Raw genomic sequence first — 912 nt, 5'->3', positions numbered from 1 at the left:
GCCTATTTAGGCTATTTTTTCCACCATTTCTGGCGTTATTTCCGGTTTTTACTGAGATCTCTCCCACTGACGTATCATTTGGTCCACCCGAAACAGGTTGGCCAGGGTGAATAACATCGCCAGTTGGTTATCGTTTTTCAGCAGCCCCTTGTATCTGGCTTTCACGAAGCCGAACTGCCGCTTGATGATGCGAAACGGGTGCTCCACCCTGGCACGGATGCTGGCTTTCATGTATTCGATGTTGATGGCCGTTTTGTTCTTGCGCGGATGCTGCTTCAAGGTTTTTACCTTGCCGGGACGCTCGGCGATCAGCCAGTCCACATCCACCTCGGCCAGCTCCTCGCGCTGTGGCGCTCCTTGGTAGCCGGCATCGGCTGAGACAAATTGCTCCTCTCCATGAAGCAGATTACCCAGCTGATTGAGGTCATGCTCGTTGGCCGCGGTGGTGACCAGGCTGTGGGTCAGGCCACTCTTGGCATCGACACCAATGTGGGCCTTCATGCCAAAGTGCCACTGATTGCCTTTCTTGGTCTGATGCATCTCCGGATCGCGTTGCTGCTCTTTGTTCTTGGTAGAGCTGGGTGCCTCAATGATGGTGGCATCCACCAAAGTGCCTTGGGTCATCATGACGCCTGCTTCGGCCAGCCAGCGATTGATGGTTTTGAACAATTGACGGGCCAGTTGATGCTGCTCGAGCAGGTGGCGGAAATTCATGATGGTGGTGCGATCCGGCAGGGCGCTATCCAGGGATAATCGGGCAAACAGGCGCATGGAGGCGATTTCGTACAGGGCATCTTCCATGGCACCGTCGCTCAGGTTGTACCAATGCTGCATGCAGTGAATACGCAGCATGGTCTCCAGCGGATAGGGCCGTCGGCCATTGCCCGCCTTGGGATAAAACGGCTCGATGAC

1 protein-coding gene is annotated in these 912 nt (G+C 55.2%); it reads right to left on the bottom strand.

Going from position 1 to position 912, the window contains the following annotated elements; genetic code table 11:
* Positions 1–48: 48 nt before the first annotated feature.
* The coding region (locus tag K0778_RS26485; protein ID WP_032223264.1) for an IS5-like element ISKpn26 family transposase at positions 49–912 on the bottom strand (864 nt) is incomplete at its 5' end.

The sequence above is a fragment of the Escherichia sp. XD33 genome (genome assembly GCF_019375075.1).
GTDB lineage: Bacteria > Pseudomonadota > Gammaproteobacteria > Enterobacterales > Enterobacteriaceae > Enterobacter > Enterobacter flexneri_A.
This window is presented reverse-complemented; position numbering and strand designations above follow the sequence as displayed.